The organism is Methylobacterium sp. 1030, assembly GCF_040544715.1.
GTDB lineage: Bacteria > Pseudomonadota > Alphaproteobacteria > Rhizobiales > Beijerinckiaceae > Methylobacterium.
Window position 1 is genome coordinate 40,268 of the sequence record NZ_JBEPKM010000030.1, and the last position, 13,655, is coordinate 53,922.

13 protein-coding genes and 1 pseudogene are annotated in these 13,655 nt (G+C 66.1%); 8 read left to right on the plus strand and 6 right to left on the minus strand.

Features of this window, described 5'->3' with window-relative positions; genetic code table 11:
- Nucleotides 1-69 precede the first annotated feature (69 nt).
- Complete coding sequence (locus ABIC30_RS29205; RefSeq protein ID WP_234083210.1) at nucleotides 70-1,551, plus strand: carbohydrate porin; 1,482 nt, start codon at nucleotides 70-72, stop codon at nucleotides 1,549-1,551.
- Nucleotides 1,552-1,753: 202 nt separating this feature from the next.
- Nucleotides 1,754-2,059, plus strand: a complete 306-nt coding sequence (locus ABIC30_RS29210) for a hypothetical protein (protein WP_020095942.1) — start codon at nucleotides 1,754-1,756, stop codon at nucleotides 2,057-2,059.
- Between the two features lie 280 nt (nucleotides 2,060-2,339).
- On the opposite strand, the pseudogene tnpC reads toward ABIC30_RS29210, so the two are convergent.
- From tnpC to groES, 4 genes and pseudogenes are all read right to left on the minus strand, one after another.
- Nucleotides 2,340-3,641 (minus strand): annotated as a pseudogene (gene tnpC, locus ABIC30_RS29215) (IS66 family transposase).
- A gap of 189 nt (nucleotides 3,642-3,830) precedes the next feature.
- Nucleotides 3,831-4,643 (minus strand): transglutaminase-like domain-containing protein, encoded by an 813-nt coding sequence (locus tag ABIC30_RS29220; RefSeq protein WP_020095946.1) that lies wholly within the window; start codon nucleotides 4,641-4,643, stop codon nucleotides 3,831-3,833.
- Nucleotides 4,644-4,887: 244 nt separating this feature from the next.
- Nucleotides 4,888-6,531, minus strand: coding sequence for a chaperonin GroEL (groL, locus tag ABIC30_RS29225; protein WP_205834022.1), 1,644 nt, complete (start codon nucleotides 6,529-6,531; stop codon nucleotides 4,888-4,890).
- Between the two features lie 98 nt (nucleotides 6,532-6,629).
- The gene (groES, locus tag ABIC30_RS29230) at nucleotides 6,630-6,917 is read right to left on the minus strand and encodes a co-chaperone GroES (protein ID WP_020096510.1); all 288 of its coding nucleotides are present in this window, start codon (nucleotides 6,915-6,917) and stop codon (nucleotides 6,630-6,632) included.
- Between the two features lie 513 nt (nucleotides 6,918-7,430).
- Here groES and ABIC30_RS29235 point away from each other — a divergent pair.
- Nucleotides 7,431-7,613 (plus strand): hypothetical protein, encoded by a 183-nt coding sequence (locus ABIC30_RS29235; protein ID WP_020096511.1) that lies wholly within the window; start codon nucleotides 7,431-7,433, stop codon nucleotides 7,611-7,613.
- Between the two features lie 658 nt (nucleotides 7,614-8,271).
- Here the strand turns inward: ABIC30_RS29235 and ABIC30_RS29240 are convergent.
- On the minus strand, nucleotides 8,272-8,856 hold the full coding sequence (locus ABIC30_RS29240; RefSeq protein WP_128083421.1) for a hypothetical protein: 585 nt from the start codon (nucleotides 8,854-8,856) through the stop codon (nucleotides 8,272-8,274).
- Between the two features lie 137 nt (nucleotides 8,857-8,993).
- Here ABIC30_RS29240 and ABIC30_RS29245 point away from each other — a divergent pair, with 137 nt between their 5' ends.
- The 5 genes from ABIC30_RS29245 to ABIC30_RS29265 all read left to right on the plus strand — a co-directional run bounded on the left by ABIC30_RS29245 (nucleotide 8,994) and on the right by ABIC30_RS29265 (nucleotide 12,864).
- Entirely contained in the window at nucleotides 8,994-9,380 is a 387-nt protein-coding gene (locus ABIC30_RS29245) for a hypothetical protein (protein ID WP_146074101.1), read from the plus strand.
- A gap of 562 nt (nucleotides 9,381-9,942) precedes the next feature.
- Entirely contained in the window at nucleotides 9,943-10,911 is a 969-nt protein-coding gene (locus ABIC30_RS29250; RefSeq protein WP_020096515.1) for an alpha/beta fold hydrolase, read from the plus strand.
- 173 nt (nucleotides 10,912-11,084) lie between these two features.
- A complete protein-coding gene (locus tag ABIC30_RS29255) occupies nucleotides 11,085-11,810 on the plus strand; it encodes a hypothetical protein (protein ID WP_234083213.1) in 726 nt (241 codons plus the stop codon).
- 325 nt (nucleotides 11,811-12,135) lie between these two features.
- Nucleotides 12,136-12,414 (plus strand): hypothetical protein, encoded by a 279-nt coding sequence (locus tag ABIC30_RS29260; RefSeq protein ID WP_042675125.1) that lies wholly within the window; start codon nucleotides 12,136-12,138, stop codon nucleotides 12,412-12,414.
- Nucleotides 12,415-12,654: 240 nt separating this feature from the next.
- Nucleotides 12,655-12,864, plus strand: coding sequence for a hypothetical protein (locus ABIC30_RS29265; protein ID WP_103986542.1), 210 nt, complete (start codon nucleotides 12,655-12,657; stop codon nucleotides 12,862-12,864).
- Between the two features lie 496 nt (nucleotides 12,865-13,360).
- Here the strand turns inward: ABIC30_RS29265 and ABIC30_RS29270 are convergent.
- Nucleotides 13,361-13,655: hypothetical protein (locus tag ABIC30_RS29270; RefSeq protein WP_354456542.1), on the minus strand; the 295-nt coding region annotated here is incomplete at its 5' end.

Consider the following 13,655-nt stretch of genomic DNA (forward strand, 5'->3'; position numbering starts at 1 on the left):
CACCGCCGTCGTCGAATGGTCACGAGGCTATGCCTTCGTTCGCCGAGCCCGATGTCTCCAGAGGTCCTGGTGCGCTCTGTCATCTGCGCCCTCGCTGGCATCACGCTCGTTCTCATCGCGCCGGTCGGCCGTGCCTTGGCCGAACCGGCCGCGGATCCGCTGGCGACGGCCGCGCGGGTCGCCGCGGAGGGCCTCGCCATCGGTTCACCCTCCGGCGCAGGCGGCGATCCGCAGACCTCGGTCGCTCAGCCCGTGTTCTCGGCCGGTCGCGCGGCGGAGGTCACGACCTCGTTCCAGCCCCTCCTCGGGGCCGCCGGCGATCCCGGCGGGTACCGCGCCTTCCTGGAGAGCCGCGGGATCACCTTCGGCCTGATCAGTGTGGCCGAGACCTACCGCAACCTGCGCGGCGGCCTGCGGCGGGGCTCCACGGGCCTGACGCTGCTCGATCTCGACGTCGATGTCGATCTCGACACGCTCGCCGGGTGGAAGGGGGCGACGGCCCACGCCACCGTCTACCAGATCCAGGGCAGCGGAGCCTCCCGCAGCCGCGTCGGCAACCTCATGACGATCAGCGAGATCGAGGCCCTGCCGGCTTCGCGGCTCTCGGAGCTGTGGCTGGAGCAGAGCCTGTTCGACGACAGGCTGTCCGTCCGTGTCGGCCAGCTCTCCGCCGACACCGAGTACATGGTGAGCCAGACCAGCATCCTGTTCACCAACGGTACCTTCGGCTGGCCGGAGATCTTCGCCGCGAACATGGTGGACGGAGGGCCGGCCTATCCGCTCTCGGCGCCGACCGTCCGCCTGAAGTACGTCCCGACGCCCGATCTCTCGTTCCAGGCGAGCGTGATCGACGGCACACCCGGCGGCGGCCGTCCCCGCTCGGGCGTAGACCCGCAGCGCCGCAATCCGAACGGTATCCGCTTCCCCGTCTCCGACCCCCCGCTCGTCATCGCCGAGGTCGCCTACGCCTACAACACCCGTCCGAGTTCCGAAGGCCGGCCGGGCACCGTCACGCTGGGCGGCTGGCACCGCTTCGGCCGCGTCGATGCCCTCACGCCGGATCCGGTGAGTGGCCTCGATCGGAGGGTTTCGGGCAATTCGGGCCTCTACGGGCTCATCGACCAGACGATCTACCAGGAGCCGGACGATCCCAACGACGGCGCCAGCGTCTTCCTGCGTGCGTCCGTCTCGCCGGGGGACCGCAATCTCGTGGACCTCTACATCGACGGCGGCATCGCCTATCGCGGCCTGATCCCCGGACGGTCGGACGACACGCTGGGCCTCGCCGTCGGCATCACCCGCATCTCCCCGGCGGCACGCCGGCTCGATGTGATCGCCGCGCTCCAGAGCACGACACCCGCACCGCGCCGGAGCGCCGAGATCTTGCTCGAAGCGACCTATCAGGCCGTGCTCGCGCCCGGCATCGCCCTGCAGCCGACCGTGCAGTACGTCGCCCATCCGGGTGGCGGGATCGCCAATCCGCGCGATCCTGACGGCAAGCGGGTGCGCGGCGCCGCGGTGTTCGGCCTGCGTGCCATCACCCGCTACTGAGGTGAACGCGGCCCGCTTGCGTGCCCCCGCGCGCGCCGAGCGCGTTCCGGTCTCGGGAGGAGCGCGGCGCGTCGGCGCGACCTCACGTCCGCGGGTGCGGCGCGTCGCGCGCGGGAAGCCGCCTGTGTGGCCGCGGTATCGGAACGCCCCGTCGGCTGACGGGTTTGTGAGCCGGCAGAAGGGGTCAGGTGAAGGTAGCGGTATGGCATCGATCCGGGAGATCGCGGACACGCTGAGGAAGATCGCCGCGCCGGGCATGAAGCCGAAGGCGATCCGTTCCGCCATCCGTGAGCGGCATCCGGAGGCGAGCAAGAAGGAGATCGTCCGCGCCGCGTTCTACGCCGTGACAGAAGGGGCGACCGCCGCTGAGGGTGCGACCGCGGAGCTTCACGACTTCGCGCTGGCTGAGCGCATCGCCGAGGACAACGCGGACGTGGTCTTGAAAGCGAGCAAGCGCAAGAGGAAGAAGCGTTCGTCGGACGCATCGGACCGATCGCTGGCGCACTGAGCAGGGCGCGCATCGTCCGGTTGCTGCACGCTGGAGATCCGCTTCCGGGAGACGTGCCGATACGCTCTGACGGCAGGGTCGGGTCGGTGGGAGGCCGTCCGCCTTTGCAGCGGTCGCGCTCCACAGCGGCCACTCCGCTCTCGGCCATATTTCGTCACGCTGGATCGACGTCGCGCGCAGAACCGGACATTCGACTTGGCGCCCAAGTCGGTCATTCATTCTGTTTGAAGAACGGCCGGTAAGCAGACATTTCAATTACCAAGGTCTGTGATGGCTGGGTTCAGGCACCGACGGTTTTGAGGATGGTTGCGAAGCGACGGGCGCCGGTCAGGCGCGCTGTGTCGACGACGGTGCGGATGGCGGTCTCGCCCTCGGCCGCTCACATGGCCCGGTCACCGTTGGTCACCTTCCGTTGCACGACGGCTGGACGAAGCAGCCGCTCCGAACTGTTGTCGGTCGGCCCGACCTTTCCGGGATAGGCGAGAAACACCAGGAGCTGATCGCGGGCGCGGCTGATCGTGGCCTGCAGCTCGCGGGTCAGGTCATAGCGGCTCGGCGTGGCCAAGATGGCACCGAATTGCCGATCCAGGCTCCGGCGCTGGGCTGAAAGCGTCGAGGCGGCGAGATCCACGACGTGTTCGGCCAGGGCGAACACGTCTCCCAGCCAGAGTTGCAGGCGCCAGGGTACGGGGTCATCGCTGACCTCGACAACGTAGGCGATGTCGAGGGCCAGATGCGCCAGGTGGGTCTGGTGTTCATCCGCGTGGCCTTGTTGGGCGGTATAGCGGTCCGAGTCCACACTGTGGGCCGGTGCCCCTCCATCATCTCCCGCACTACGACGGCGCCGCAAGTCGGCGAAGTCGTGTGCACCACGGCCGCAGCTGAGTGGAACAGCCAGTGGTAAGCGTTCGCGCCTTCGATCCGCACGCCGGTCTCGTCGCAGGCGATGACCTCGGCCCGGCGCCGGGGGCGCGATGGCCGCGTCACAACCGGACAGGAAGCAGCCCTGCGCGCGGCGGAGCAGGTTCATCAACCCGCCCTGGCTGAGGGTGAGGCCGAACAGGTCGGAAAGCGCCGCCTACAGCCGTTCGTACGAGAGCGCCTGTAAGGTCCTCAGGTACGTCGCCACCGCATGCAGCCGCGGACCGAACGGGGTGCCGCGAGCTGCTTCGGCCGATAGCGCGATCACGCGCGTCCCGCAGCTCGGACAACAAACGGCAAAGTGCTGGCGCTGCGTCACGATCGGTGCCACCGCGGGCAGCTCGATCTGCTCGGCGACGCTGATGACCTCTGCCGGAAGAGCGGCATGCAGGCTGGCGCCGCAGCACGCACACGCCTGGGAACGACGCGGGACGATTGTATCGGGATCATCGCTCAGCACCCGGCTGTGACCCTCGTGAGGGGGCTTGCCCCGCTGGGCTTGGAGTGCGCGCGCTGCTCCTTGCGATCCGTCACGGGCGGCTTGGATGAGGTGCGCGAGGTCTTGTCCGGTTGCTGCAGCCACAGCACCACCTTATCCTGAGTCTGTCGAAGGATCGATCAGTTCCTCGCGGCTCAGCCATTCCAGTTCGCTGCGGCCCATCTCACGAAGAAGTCAGCAAAATCCGTCCCACGCAAGGGCCTGGGCAATTGCCAGTCACTAACGCTGCATTTATCGATCTGCGTCAAGGATACGACACGTATTTGCGGTATCTCAGATAGGATTTGATAGCTTTCGTAGTCAAACGGCCGACGACTTCCAGCAGCCAATGCCGCGTTCAGAAATCTGCGACTATATTGGAGGCGCTTCTTCCGTCGTCACATGGAACGCGACGAGTTCGTTGGGTCCAAAGGTCAGCGTCAACGGGACGTCCGCGGCGTCTCGACCATAGGCGATCAGAATCCGACCGATGCGTGAGCTGTTGTTGCGCGGATCAAACGTGTGCCAGCGCCCGCCGAGAAAAACCTCCATCCAGGCAGCAAAATCGCCGGGCGCATGGGGCAGCGGCAGACCGATGTCGCTGACATAGCCGTTGCAGTAGCGTGCCGGGATGTTGAGACACCGGCAGAACGCAATCGCCAGATGCGCATAATCACGGCAGACGCCCCGCTGCTCCTCGAATGCATCGAAGGCCGTCCGCGTGGCTCGCGCATGCTCGTATCCGAAGGTAATTCGATCATGGACGTAGTCGCAGATCGCCTGCACACGCTCCCAGCCCGGTGGCAGGTGGCCGAACAGATCCCAGGCGATCGATGACAGACGATCGGTCTCACAGTACCGACTGCCGAGGAGGAACAGCACCGTATCCGACGGCAACTCCTCGATTGCGGTCTCCCGAGCGTCGAAGGCCGCCGGGTCGCCGCCGCCGGGGTCCCGCACGATCGTGTCGGTCCGCAGCGTGAAGCGGCCAGCCGGGGCAACCATGCGGCTGCACCAGTTCCCGAAACTATCGCGATAGCCCTGGACCGGTACAGCGGGGCTCGTGATCAAGTAGTCGGGTCGTTCGAGATCCGAGAAGCGCGATGCGTGGACGTTAAGCGTCGCGATGATGGGGGTGGGCTGCAGGAACTCGTAGGTCATCTTGCCGCCGACGAGAATGCGCATGTGCGTTGCCCTCAGGAGCGACTTCGGGATCGGCCGCCGCCGCGGCCTCCCGCGTCCCGGGCCGCCTCACGGCGCGAGACGCGGGTCTCGATCGCGATGACACGGCGCCGATGTTTGGGAGCTCTCCGGTCGGGCGCTTCCGCAGGACCGGAACGGGGCCAGTCCGTGCATCCCGGCCCGCGTGACGTGCCCCCGACGAGCCGGCGTCCGGCTCGTCGGGCATCACCGGAACTGGTTTGGTAGCTCAGAAGTCCATGCCGCCCATGCCGCCCATTCCACCACCGCTCGGCATCGGGGGAGCCTCCTTCCGCGGGGCCTCGGCGATCATCGCCTCGGTGGTCACCAGAAGGCCGGCCACCGAAGCCGCCCCCTGGATCGCCGCACGGACCACCTTGGCCGGATCGACGATGCCGGCCTGAAGCATGTCGACATACGCTTCGGTCTGGGCGTCGAAGCCGAAGGTCGAAGACGCATCGGCCAGGATCTTGCCGACCACGATCGAGCCCTCGACGCCCGAGTTCTGGGCGATCTGGCGCAGCGGCGCCTCGAGCGCCTTCAGCACGATCTTGATGCCGGCCTGGACGTCGGGGTTGTCGCTCGAGAGCGCCTGAACAGCCGCCGTGGCGCGCAGCAGCGCGGTGCCGCCGCCGGGGACGATGCCTTCCTCGACCGCCGCGCGGGTGGCGTTCAGCGCGTCGTCGACGCGGTCCTTCTTCTCCTTCACCTCGACCTCGGTCGCGCCGCCGACGCGGATCACCGCGACGCCGCCCGCGAGCTTGGCCAGGCGCTCCTGCAGCTTCTCACGGTCGTAGTCCGAGGTGGTCTCCTCGATCTGCGCCTTGATCTGGCTGATCCGGCCCTCGATGTCGGACTTCTCGCCGACGCCGTCGATGATCGTGGTGTTCTCCTTCTCGATCCGCACGCGCTTGGCGCGGCCGAGCATGGGGAGCGTCACGTTCTCGAGCTTGATGCCGAGATCCTCGGCGATCATCTGACCCTTGGTCAGGATCGCGATGTCCTCGAGCATCGCCTTGCGGCGGTCGCCGAAGCCCGGCGCCTTGACGGCCGCGACCTTGAGGCCGCCGCGGAGCTTGTTGACGACGAGGGTGGCCAGAGCCTCGCCCTCGATGTCCTCGGCGATGATCAGGAGCGGCTTGCCGGTCTGAACGACGGCCTCGAGCACCGGCAGCATGGCCTGGAGCGACGAGAGCTTCTTCTCGTGGATGAGGATGTAGGGGTCCTCGAGCTCGGCGACCATCTTCTCCGCGTTCGTGATGAAGTACGGGGAGAGGTAGCCGCGGTCGAACTGCATGCCCTCGACGACGTCGAGCTCGGTCTCGGCCGTCTTGGCCTCCTCGACCGTGATCACGCCCTCGTTGCCCACCTTCTGCATGGCGTGGGCGATCATCTCGCCGATCTCCTTGTCGCCGTTGGCGGAGATCGTGCCGACCTGGGCGACCTCGTCGGACGAGGCGACCTTGCGGGCGCGTGAACCGATATCCTTCACGACCGCGGCCACCGCCAGATCGATTCCGCGCTTCAGGTCCATCGGGTTCATGCCGGCGGCGACGTACTTCACGCCCTCCCGGACGATGGAGGCGGCCAGCACGGTCGCGGTGGTGGTGCCGTCACCGGCAGCGTCGCTCGACTTCGAGGCCACTTCGCGCACCATCTGGGCGCCCATGTTCTCGAACTTGTCGACGAGCTCGATCTCCTTGGCGACCGTCACACCGTCCTTGGTGATGCGGGGGGCGCCGAAACTCTTCTCGATCACGACGTTGCGGCCTTTCGGGCCGAGCGTCACCTTCACCGCGTTGGCGAGAAGCTCGACCCCGCGCAGCATCTTATCGCGAGCATCGACCGAAAAGCGGACGTCTTTGGCGGACATGGCAGGACCCTCATCATCTGTCGTTTGGCCCCGAGGCGCACCCCAGCGGGCGCCTCGAAGGGCAGATCGTCACGACGCTCCGCGCCGCCCGAGCCGGGCTAGGCGACGATGCCCAGGATGTCGGATTCCTTCATGATCAGGAGGTCCTGACCGTCGATCTTGACCTCGGTGCCGGACCACTTGCCGAACAGGACGCGGTCGCCGGCCTTCACTTCAAGCGCGATGATCTGGCCGGCCTCGTCGCGCACGCCCGGTCCCGCGGCGACGACCTCGCCCTCCTGCGGCTTCTCCTTGACCGTATCGGGGATGATGATGCCCCCTTTGGTCTTCTCCTCGCCTTCGATGCGACGGAGCACCACGCGGTCGTGCAGCGGACGGAATTTCATCGTGAGATCCTGATCGTTCCCAAGCGAGATCCAACCGACATGACTGGCGCTGTCGCGGGACAGATAACGGCGAGACTGTCATCGCCGCCCGATCGACCCATTATTAGCACTCGCCGCATGGAAGTGCTAATCTTATAATGGGACGGCGGGTCCCGCTCATCCGGAAGCCGGGGCAAAACGCCCAAACGGCCCCTTCAGCGGGGGACAGCGGATTCGAACCGCCTCCTTCGATCGACCGATCTCCGCGCCGCGCGGATCAACCTGCGCGATCGTCCGCCCTGATCGGGCCGCTCAAGCAGGACTGTGTTGGAGAATGGCATGACGATCAGTCAGGTCACAGCTCCGCCGACCAGCGACGATTCCATTGTGAAAAGCAGCTGTCTCGCCTGAAATCGCCAAGAATTTTGACAATCGAAAATCTGGCCGGTGGCAGACGGATATTTCGTCTCTTTCACGCGTTACACTTTTCCGCGCGATGGTCAGTCCCGCCGCTGGCGGACAAGGATCATTGTCATGACAATTCTGATGGCCGTCGCTCTGGCGATTGCGTTGCTCGGCATCGCGCTGACGTCGGCAGCCTACCGGTTTGCACCGGTGTCGAAGCACATAGCGAGCGGGGATATCGTCCTCGTCTGTGGGATCAGCACTGCGGCGTTGGGAAGCCTCGGAGTCCTCCTGCAGATCTTCACCGTCTGACCTGCGGGCTCGTCGAAGCCGCGTTGCCCGTGACCGGGTCGCGCGGCGGGATCCATGTCATGGACGGGAGGCTGCCACCATGCCGACACTGCCCGACGCCTACCTCCGGGACATCCTTGCACAGGCGGAACAGGACCTCGCCGCGGCCGAGCTGCGCCGGGCCCAGCAGGCACGGATCGTCGCCGGCCCGGCTCAATAGCCCGGAGACCCGAGCCGCCGCGGAACTGCTTCTGCGGGAGATCGACCGGACCATCACGTCCATCTGGGCGAACCGCCATTTAATCGAGGTCATCCTGGCCTGATCAAGCCGAGCCGGCAGATATGCCGATGCCGCGTTCATCCCTCCGCCCCTCGGCCAAGCGCGTCTCGTCCGTGCACAACGGCAGGTCGGCGGCTGGGGCCCCGACAATGGCACAGGACCAATCCTCACGATGCGTGTCACGTGCCGTTGCCTTGGGCGGTCATGCTGCCCGCGATCGCACCCTTATTCGAGCCCTCGGCAACAACGTGGCCTGCACGGCACCGCCCGCCGACACTTCCCGAGGGGGCTGGCGACAAGCGTCAGCTCACGAGACTGCGCCACGGTCTGCCGAAGCGTTCGCCGACAGAGCCATCCGCGGCACGCATCTCCAAGCCACTTCGCTGTCGCTTTCTCAGATTATCGAGCGTCACGATTATCCACGAGACTTGGGCTTTGGGGGTCTGTGCGCTCGAAGTTGAGGGTCAATACCTGAGATCGCTCCAGCGAAAGCAGACCATCAGCGGCCAGGCCCGAAACCACGTCCTCGAATTCGTCCCTGGTCAGGCCACGACTCTTCAAGGACTTCACGATCGTGTCCGCATGCGCCATGTCCATCAGATCGCGCTTGATCTCCATCGTCGAGGGAATCGATATTTTGCGTCCAAAACGTTTCTGATTGAGCATGGCGGATTTCCTTGACGGCAGCAACGGAAGCTTGCGTACTGAAAACGCCCAGAAAGTTATTTCGTTCATATCGGCGCCTGTTTCGTGTTTTCCCGGACAAATTTGCAATTTGCGATGAATCGCCAGATTTATATTTATTGGATCTAGTAAAATATTTTCGACACACCATCTTATGAAGATCGCCGCATCCTGCGTGCGATCGCCGCGACGCGCGACTGTGTCGTCGGACGGACGCGGGTCCTGTCGCGTGCTGACGTCAGTCAGCAGGTGATGCGCTGAGTTCCCGGCATGCCGAACCTCGGGGACGACCCTCGACATGATGGAGCGTCTCAACGTCGCCAGTCGGCGGGGCCACCTGAGCAAACGGTGACGTCATCTGCCGGCGCTTCGGCAGGACAGCGGCTTTCGGCTGTCTCCATGCGCGTGAATTCAGCCCCTTCAGCAAGGAGTGCGTTATGGCTCAACCCAGACTTACAGGCTTGGAGTTCAGCTGGTTCACCAAGTGCCAGATGATGGCGTCAAACTATGCCCAGCACTGGGAGATGGTTCTCGAGCCTGATCTCGGAAGTCTGATTCAGGCCGTCGCCACTGATGCGCGGACCAGCTTCACCGGGCCGCAATCGATGCGGCGCGTCGCCGAACGACTGACGCTCGTTGCAGACTCGCTTGTCGCGGCGAGCGACGATCGGGCTCGCGCTGCCGATGTGCGCCGCGAGGACGGTCGTTGCACGGAAGCGCTGCAATACTTGGCGTCGCAACTGGCGAGCACGGCAGCCAGCGTCGAGGCATGGAAGCATGCGTCCGCCTCCGCGACTGAAACAAGTCAGGCGCCGTCGGCGTGACTGCCAAAGGACCGACAATCTCGGTCCTGGAAGATCAAGAAACGGTTCTTATCGGAGCATTGAACAGATCAGATGATCGTTTTCAGACCCAATCCCCACAAGTTACAGGTCATGCCATCGGCGAAGGAGCCCGGCCGGTTCGACTGGTCGATCACGCGGGACGATGTGATCGTACGCCAGTCGGCCCGATCCTTCGATTCGGAGGGCGCTTCGGAGACGAATGGCGATTTAGCCCTTCGTCGGATGACGGTGCGTTGGCAGGCCGCGCGATAGGCGCCGCCACCGCAACGGCAGTGCCTCCAACCGGGTCATCGCTCCGCCGGGCATGTAAGAGCCTTCGGCCTGTTCAAGCGAGACCGACCGGAGCCGCGCCGAGACCCATGCGTCCCGCGTGCCGTCTGGCGGCGCCGACCGAGCGCCCTGCCAACGTCATCCTGCCGACACCGTCCGCTTGCCGCGCCGGAAACGGCGGACCGGCGCCTCCTCCCGTTGGCGGGAAGGGGACTCGCCGTCCCTCGGCAATCGGAAGGCACGCCCCATTCCAGTGAACAGGATCAATCCCATGACAGGCCGTTCAAGAACAGCGTGGCTGCTTCCGACCCTGCTCGGCTCCGCGACCGCGCTGGGAGCGTCCGCCCTCTATGCGGCCGCCCAGGCAAAGCAGGCCGAGCGACGGACGCCACCGATCGGCGCGTTCCTCATCGTGGATGGCGTGCGCCTGCACTACGTCGAGCGGGGGGCCGGCGAGCCGCTGGTGCTGATCCACGGCAACGGCATGATGATCCAGGACTTTCTCGCCAGCGGCATCGTCGACGATCTGGCTGAGCGCCACCGCGTCATCATCTTCGACCGACCCGGTTACGGCTACAGCGACCGCCCGCGCGGGCTCTGGACGCCGCGCGCTCACGCGACGCTGTTCCAGAAGGCGCTTCAGCAGCTCGGCGTTGCCCAAGCCGTCGTCCTCGGACACTCCTGGGGGGCTTTGGTCGCGGTCGCCCTCGCGCTACAGGCCCCGCAGCTCGTGCGCAGCCTCGTCCTGGCGTCCGGGTACTATTACCCGACGCTGCACGCCGATGTGGTGCTCGCGTCCCCGGTGGCGCTCCCCGGCATCGGGGACCTGATGCGCCACTCGATCTCGCCCGTGATCGGCCGGATCCTGCAGCCCGCCCTGCTCAAGGCCATGTTCGCGCCGGCCGCGGTCACGGAGCGTTTCGACCGAGGGTTCCCGAAGGCCATGATGCTGCGGCCGATCCAGCTGCGGGCGTCAGCAGAGGACGCCGCTTTGATGACGCCGGCGGCGGCCGAGCTTCAGAAGCACTACCGCGACCTGAGGCTCCCGGTGGTGATCATCGTGGGCGGAGCCGATCAGATCGCCGATGTCGATCGGCAGTCGAAGCGCCTGCACGGCGAACTGCCGGACAGTCACCTCATCGTCGTGCCCGGCCTGGGCCACATGATCCAGCATCTGGCGCCGGACGCGGTCATCGCCGCCATCGGCCAGGCTTCGGAGCGGGTTCGCGTCGCCGCCTGAGGAGCGGCCGGTTCGGATCCCGGCCTCGCACGCGCCCGTTTAAAGCGTGGTCAACGGAGTGGAAAGCCGCGCCTCCGCTTTGTCGCTCCGAGGCGGACCGGCGGCTCTTGGGTCGGGCCTCGCTCGTTCGTCGTCACACGGTGGTGGGCAAGCCGGCACCGTGACGGCGCGCGATGGCTGAGCGTTGCGGGGCGCTGGAAGTAGCCCTATCGGCGACGGCGATGCCCGGCCGATCACGTCGCACAACCCGGTCCGATAGCCTCTTCGGCGAAATCAGCGCGAGGCTCCCGCTGTTCGAGGACCTGCCGCCTGACGCGCTTCAGCTGCTCTCAGCGTCGGGATTGGGCCGCGGTTTCCTGACGGCCTCCCTGCGGGCCCGTCTGCGCAAGGCCGGGTACCGGGATCTCGGCCTTCTGGCCGAGAGCTCACCGGACGCGATCGCCAGCATCAGAAAGTTCGGCCCGGTCCGCGTCGAACGCGTTCGGACCTTCATCCTCGCCGAGCTGGCGCGCTGGGTGCCGGGCGCCCGCGACATGCACACGGCCGAGGCTACCGGCGAGCGAAGGCTCGGACGGCTGCGGCACATGCTGGTCGAACGCCTGCCTCTGCACGCCGACGACATCGCAGCGCTCGGCTTCGCCGGAGGGTCCTGCGCGGATTTGGCCGGCCGTTCACGCCTCGAACTCATCGGCACGGGCATCGTGATGTCTAGCGATGTTGATCGCATCATCACGACCATCGCCCGCGTCCTGGAAGGGGACAGGCCGATCGCTTCTCTCCCTCTCCAGGCGCCCTTGGACGCTCCGGCGGCGGAACCGGAGACGCTCGCGGCCCGTCGTGCCGCCTTGCTCGCGGAGCAGGACCGGGAATGGGGGGAGGCGGCTCCGGCTCAAGATTAATGTCGGAATGGTACGCCTCGGATTAGCTGCTTCCGGCCATCGTCAATCATCGCTTCGCGAACATTCCCGTCGCTTGACGGGTCTCAAGAGCTGTTCACGCGCGAACATTCAGTGCCTCGCGCCGGCTCCGCCGTTCAAGCGGTTGTGACAGATGCTTCCCATGCTCGCGGCGTTACCGAGATCTTGGCAGGATGCGGGAACACGCGTCCCCGTCAGGACTATCTTTGTCGATCGGAAAGGCGCAGAGTGCCGAGATCACCGGATCGGCTGTTCCAGGCTCCGGTGGCTGAGGGTTCATGCCCCCGCCTGCAACGGACAGGCGCGCATGGCAGACCTCATCAAGTTCCCCGCAAAGCCCCGCTCGAGGCACGCGCGCCGCGCCTATCAGGTTCATCGGCTCGCTCCGAGCGGTGGCGTGGTCGCGACCTCGATCATCACGGCCCGCGACGACGGGGACGCCAAGCGGCAGGCAAAGGGATTGATCGCCGGGCACCATGCCGAACTCTGGGCCGGCAGCCGCCTCGTCACCGTGCTCGGCGCGTTCGACTTCCCGATCGCGACCGCAATCCGGGCGCTGGCGGACCAGCCGAAGTCGGAGGGGTGAAGGTCGTTATCGAATCTGCCACGCGTATCGAGGAGCGGGATCATGGCAACGGACAAGAAACGCGGGAATCGCGAGACCAAGAAGCCAAAGAAGCCCGTGCCCAAGACCAACGCGGCGGCGCCCTCGAACAAGGGTACGGTCTCGGCTGCCATGAAGACCAGCGGTCGAGGCTAAGGCGATGTCCGACCACCATGGCTGCACGGTATGGTAGAGTTCGTTCGCCCGCTGATGTGCCCAGTGATGCGGAAGCTGATCGGGATGATCGTCCGCATGTCGCAGCACCCCGGCCTTCAGGAGCAGGGACAGTTGATTGATCAGCTCACGGAGCTCGAGACCGAGGGCATAGCCAGGGATGTTCCTTGGCGGACCGTGGAGGCAATCCGCGCCACCCGGTTGAGGCTGCGCGTCGAGGGTCTGATGCCCCGGACGCCACTCCCGCGCGGTCACTGATGGCTTGATGCATGACCGAAAACGAGGGGTGCTTGAACGAACCTCGCGCTGGTCGGTCGGTCGGGCGGACCGGGACGACCTTGCCGCCGCCCAGGAGGCCCCGCTGCAGGTTACCTGCCCGCGGACGGTGCGGAACGACGGGAGAAGGCACTCGACGGACTGCGCGTCGAACTCGGGCGTGGTGATGACGCGGGCGCGTGCTCGCGGGAGCAGCAGGCCTTCCGCACGGTGCTGCTTGCGATGGTTGAGCGGACCCGCGAGATGGCAGGACCGGCGGAGGGGTGACGTCCGCTGCGGTGCGGACCTCTTCGAAGCCGCAGCTTGCCGCCTGTTGGCACAACGCCGCGCGCTTTCCGAAGGTCCAGTTCGGCCATGGAATCGGCCCCGATCGCGGATAAGTCCTCAGGGCGGGACCTCGCATTAATCGGCGACCGCTCCCGAGCGGGATTACCGCGGCATCCAGCCCCGTCGTTGGACTCGCGTTTGCCTGCGTGTGTCAGAGGGCCCGCGCGAGGCCCGCTTCCAGAACAAGTGCGCTGGCCGTTTGCTGAGACAAGCGGCCCCCCGTCGGCTCGACCGCTGCGTCCGCCTTGACGGCACGGCGCACGATGGCGAGCGCCTCGTCCTCGGAGGTGGTTATCGCCGCGTAGAAGAGGACCAGTTGCCCGGAGAGTTCCGCGTCATCGGGCTGTGTCACTGAATCGCCCCGGGATTTTCGGAGGCTCCAACTCTTGAGAGACTGGAGCCATGACGAAGCATACCCCACCCTTTTCCCCTGAGGTTCGCGAGCG

Bases quoted from the DNA above. Each gene is read 5' to 3' on its own strand.
- ABIC30_RS29240 (WP_128083421.1), bottom strand. From the start codon at position 8,856: ATGTCGAGGGTCGTCCCCGAGGTTCGGCATGCCGGGAACTCAGCGCAT.
- groL (WP_205834022.1), bottom strand. From the start codon at position 6,531: ATGTCCGCCAAAGACGTCCGCTTTTCGGTCGATGCTCGCGATAAGATG.
- groES (WP_020096510.1), bottom strand. From the start codon at position 6,917: ATGAAATTCCGTCCGCTGCACGACCGCGTGGTGCTCCGTCGCATCGAA.
- ABIC30_RS29210 (WP_020095942.1), top strand. From the start codon at position 1,754: ATGGCATCGATCCGGGAGATCGCGGACACGCTGAGGAAGATCGCCGCG.
- ABIC30_RS29265 (WP_103986542.1), top strand. From the start codon at position 12,655: ATGCGGAAGCTGATCGGGATGATCGTCCGCATGTCGCAGCACCCCGGC.
- ABIC30_RS29245 (WP_146074101.1), top strand. From the start codon at position 8,994: ATGGCTCAACCCAGACTTACAGGCTTGGAGTTCAGCTGGTTCACCAAG.
- ABIC30_RS29255 (WP_234083213.1), top strand. From the start codon at position 11,085: ATGGCTGAGCGTTGCGGGGCGCTGGAAGTAGCCCTATCGGCGACGGCG.
- ABIC30_RS29260 (WP_042675125.1), top strand. From the start codon at position 12,136: ATGGCAGACCTCATCAAGTTCCCCGCAAAGCCCCGCTCGAGGCACGCG.
- ABIC30_RS29235 (WP_020096511.1), top strand. From the start codon at position 7,431: ATGACAATTCTGATGGCCGTCGCTCTGGCGATTGCGTTGCTCGGCATC.
- ABIC30_RS29250 (WP_020096515.1), top strand. From the start codon at position 9,943: ATGACAGGCCGTTCAAGAACAGCGTGGCTGCTTCCGACCCTGCTCGGC.
- ABIC30_RS29220 (WP_020095946.1), bottom strand. From the start codon at position 4,643: ATGCGCATTCTCGTCGGCGGCAAGATGACCTACGAGTTCCTGCAGCCC.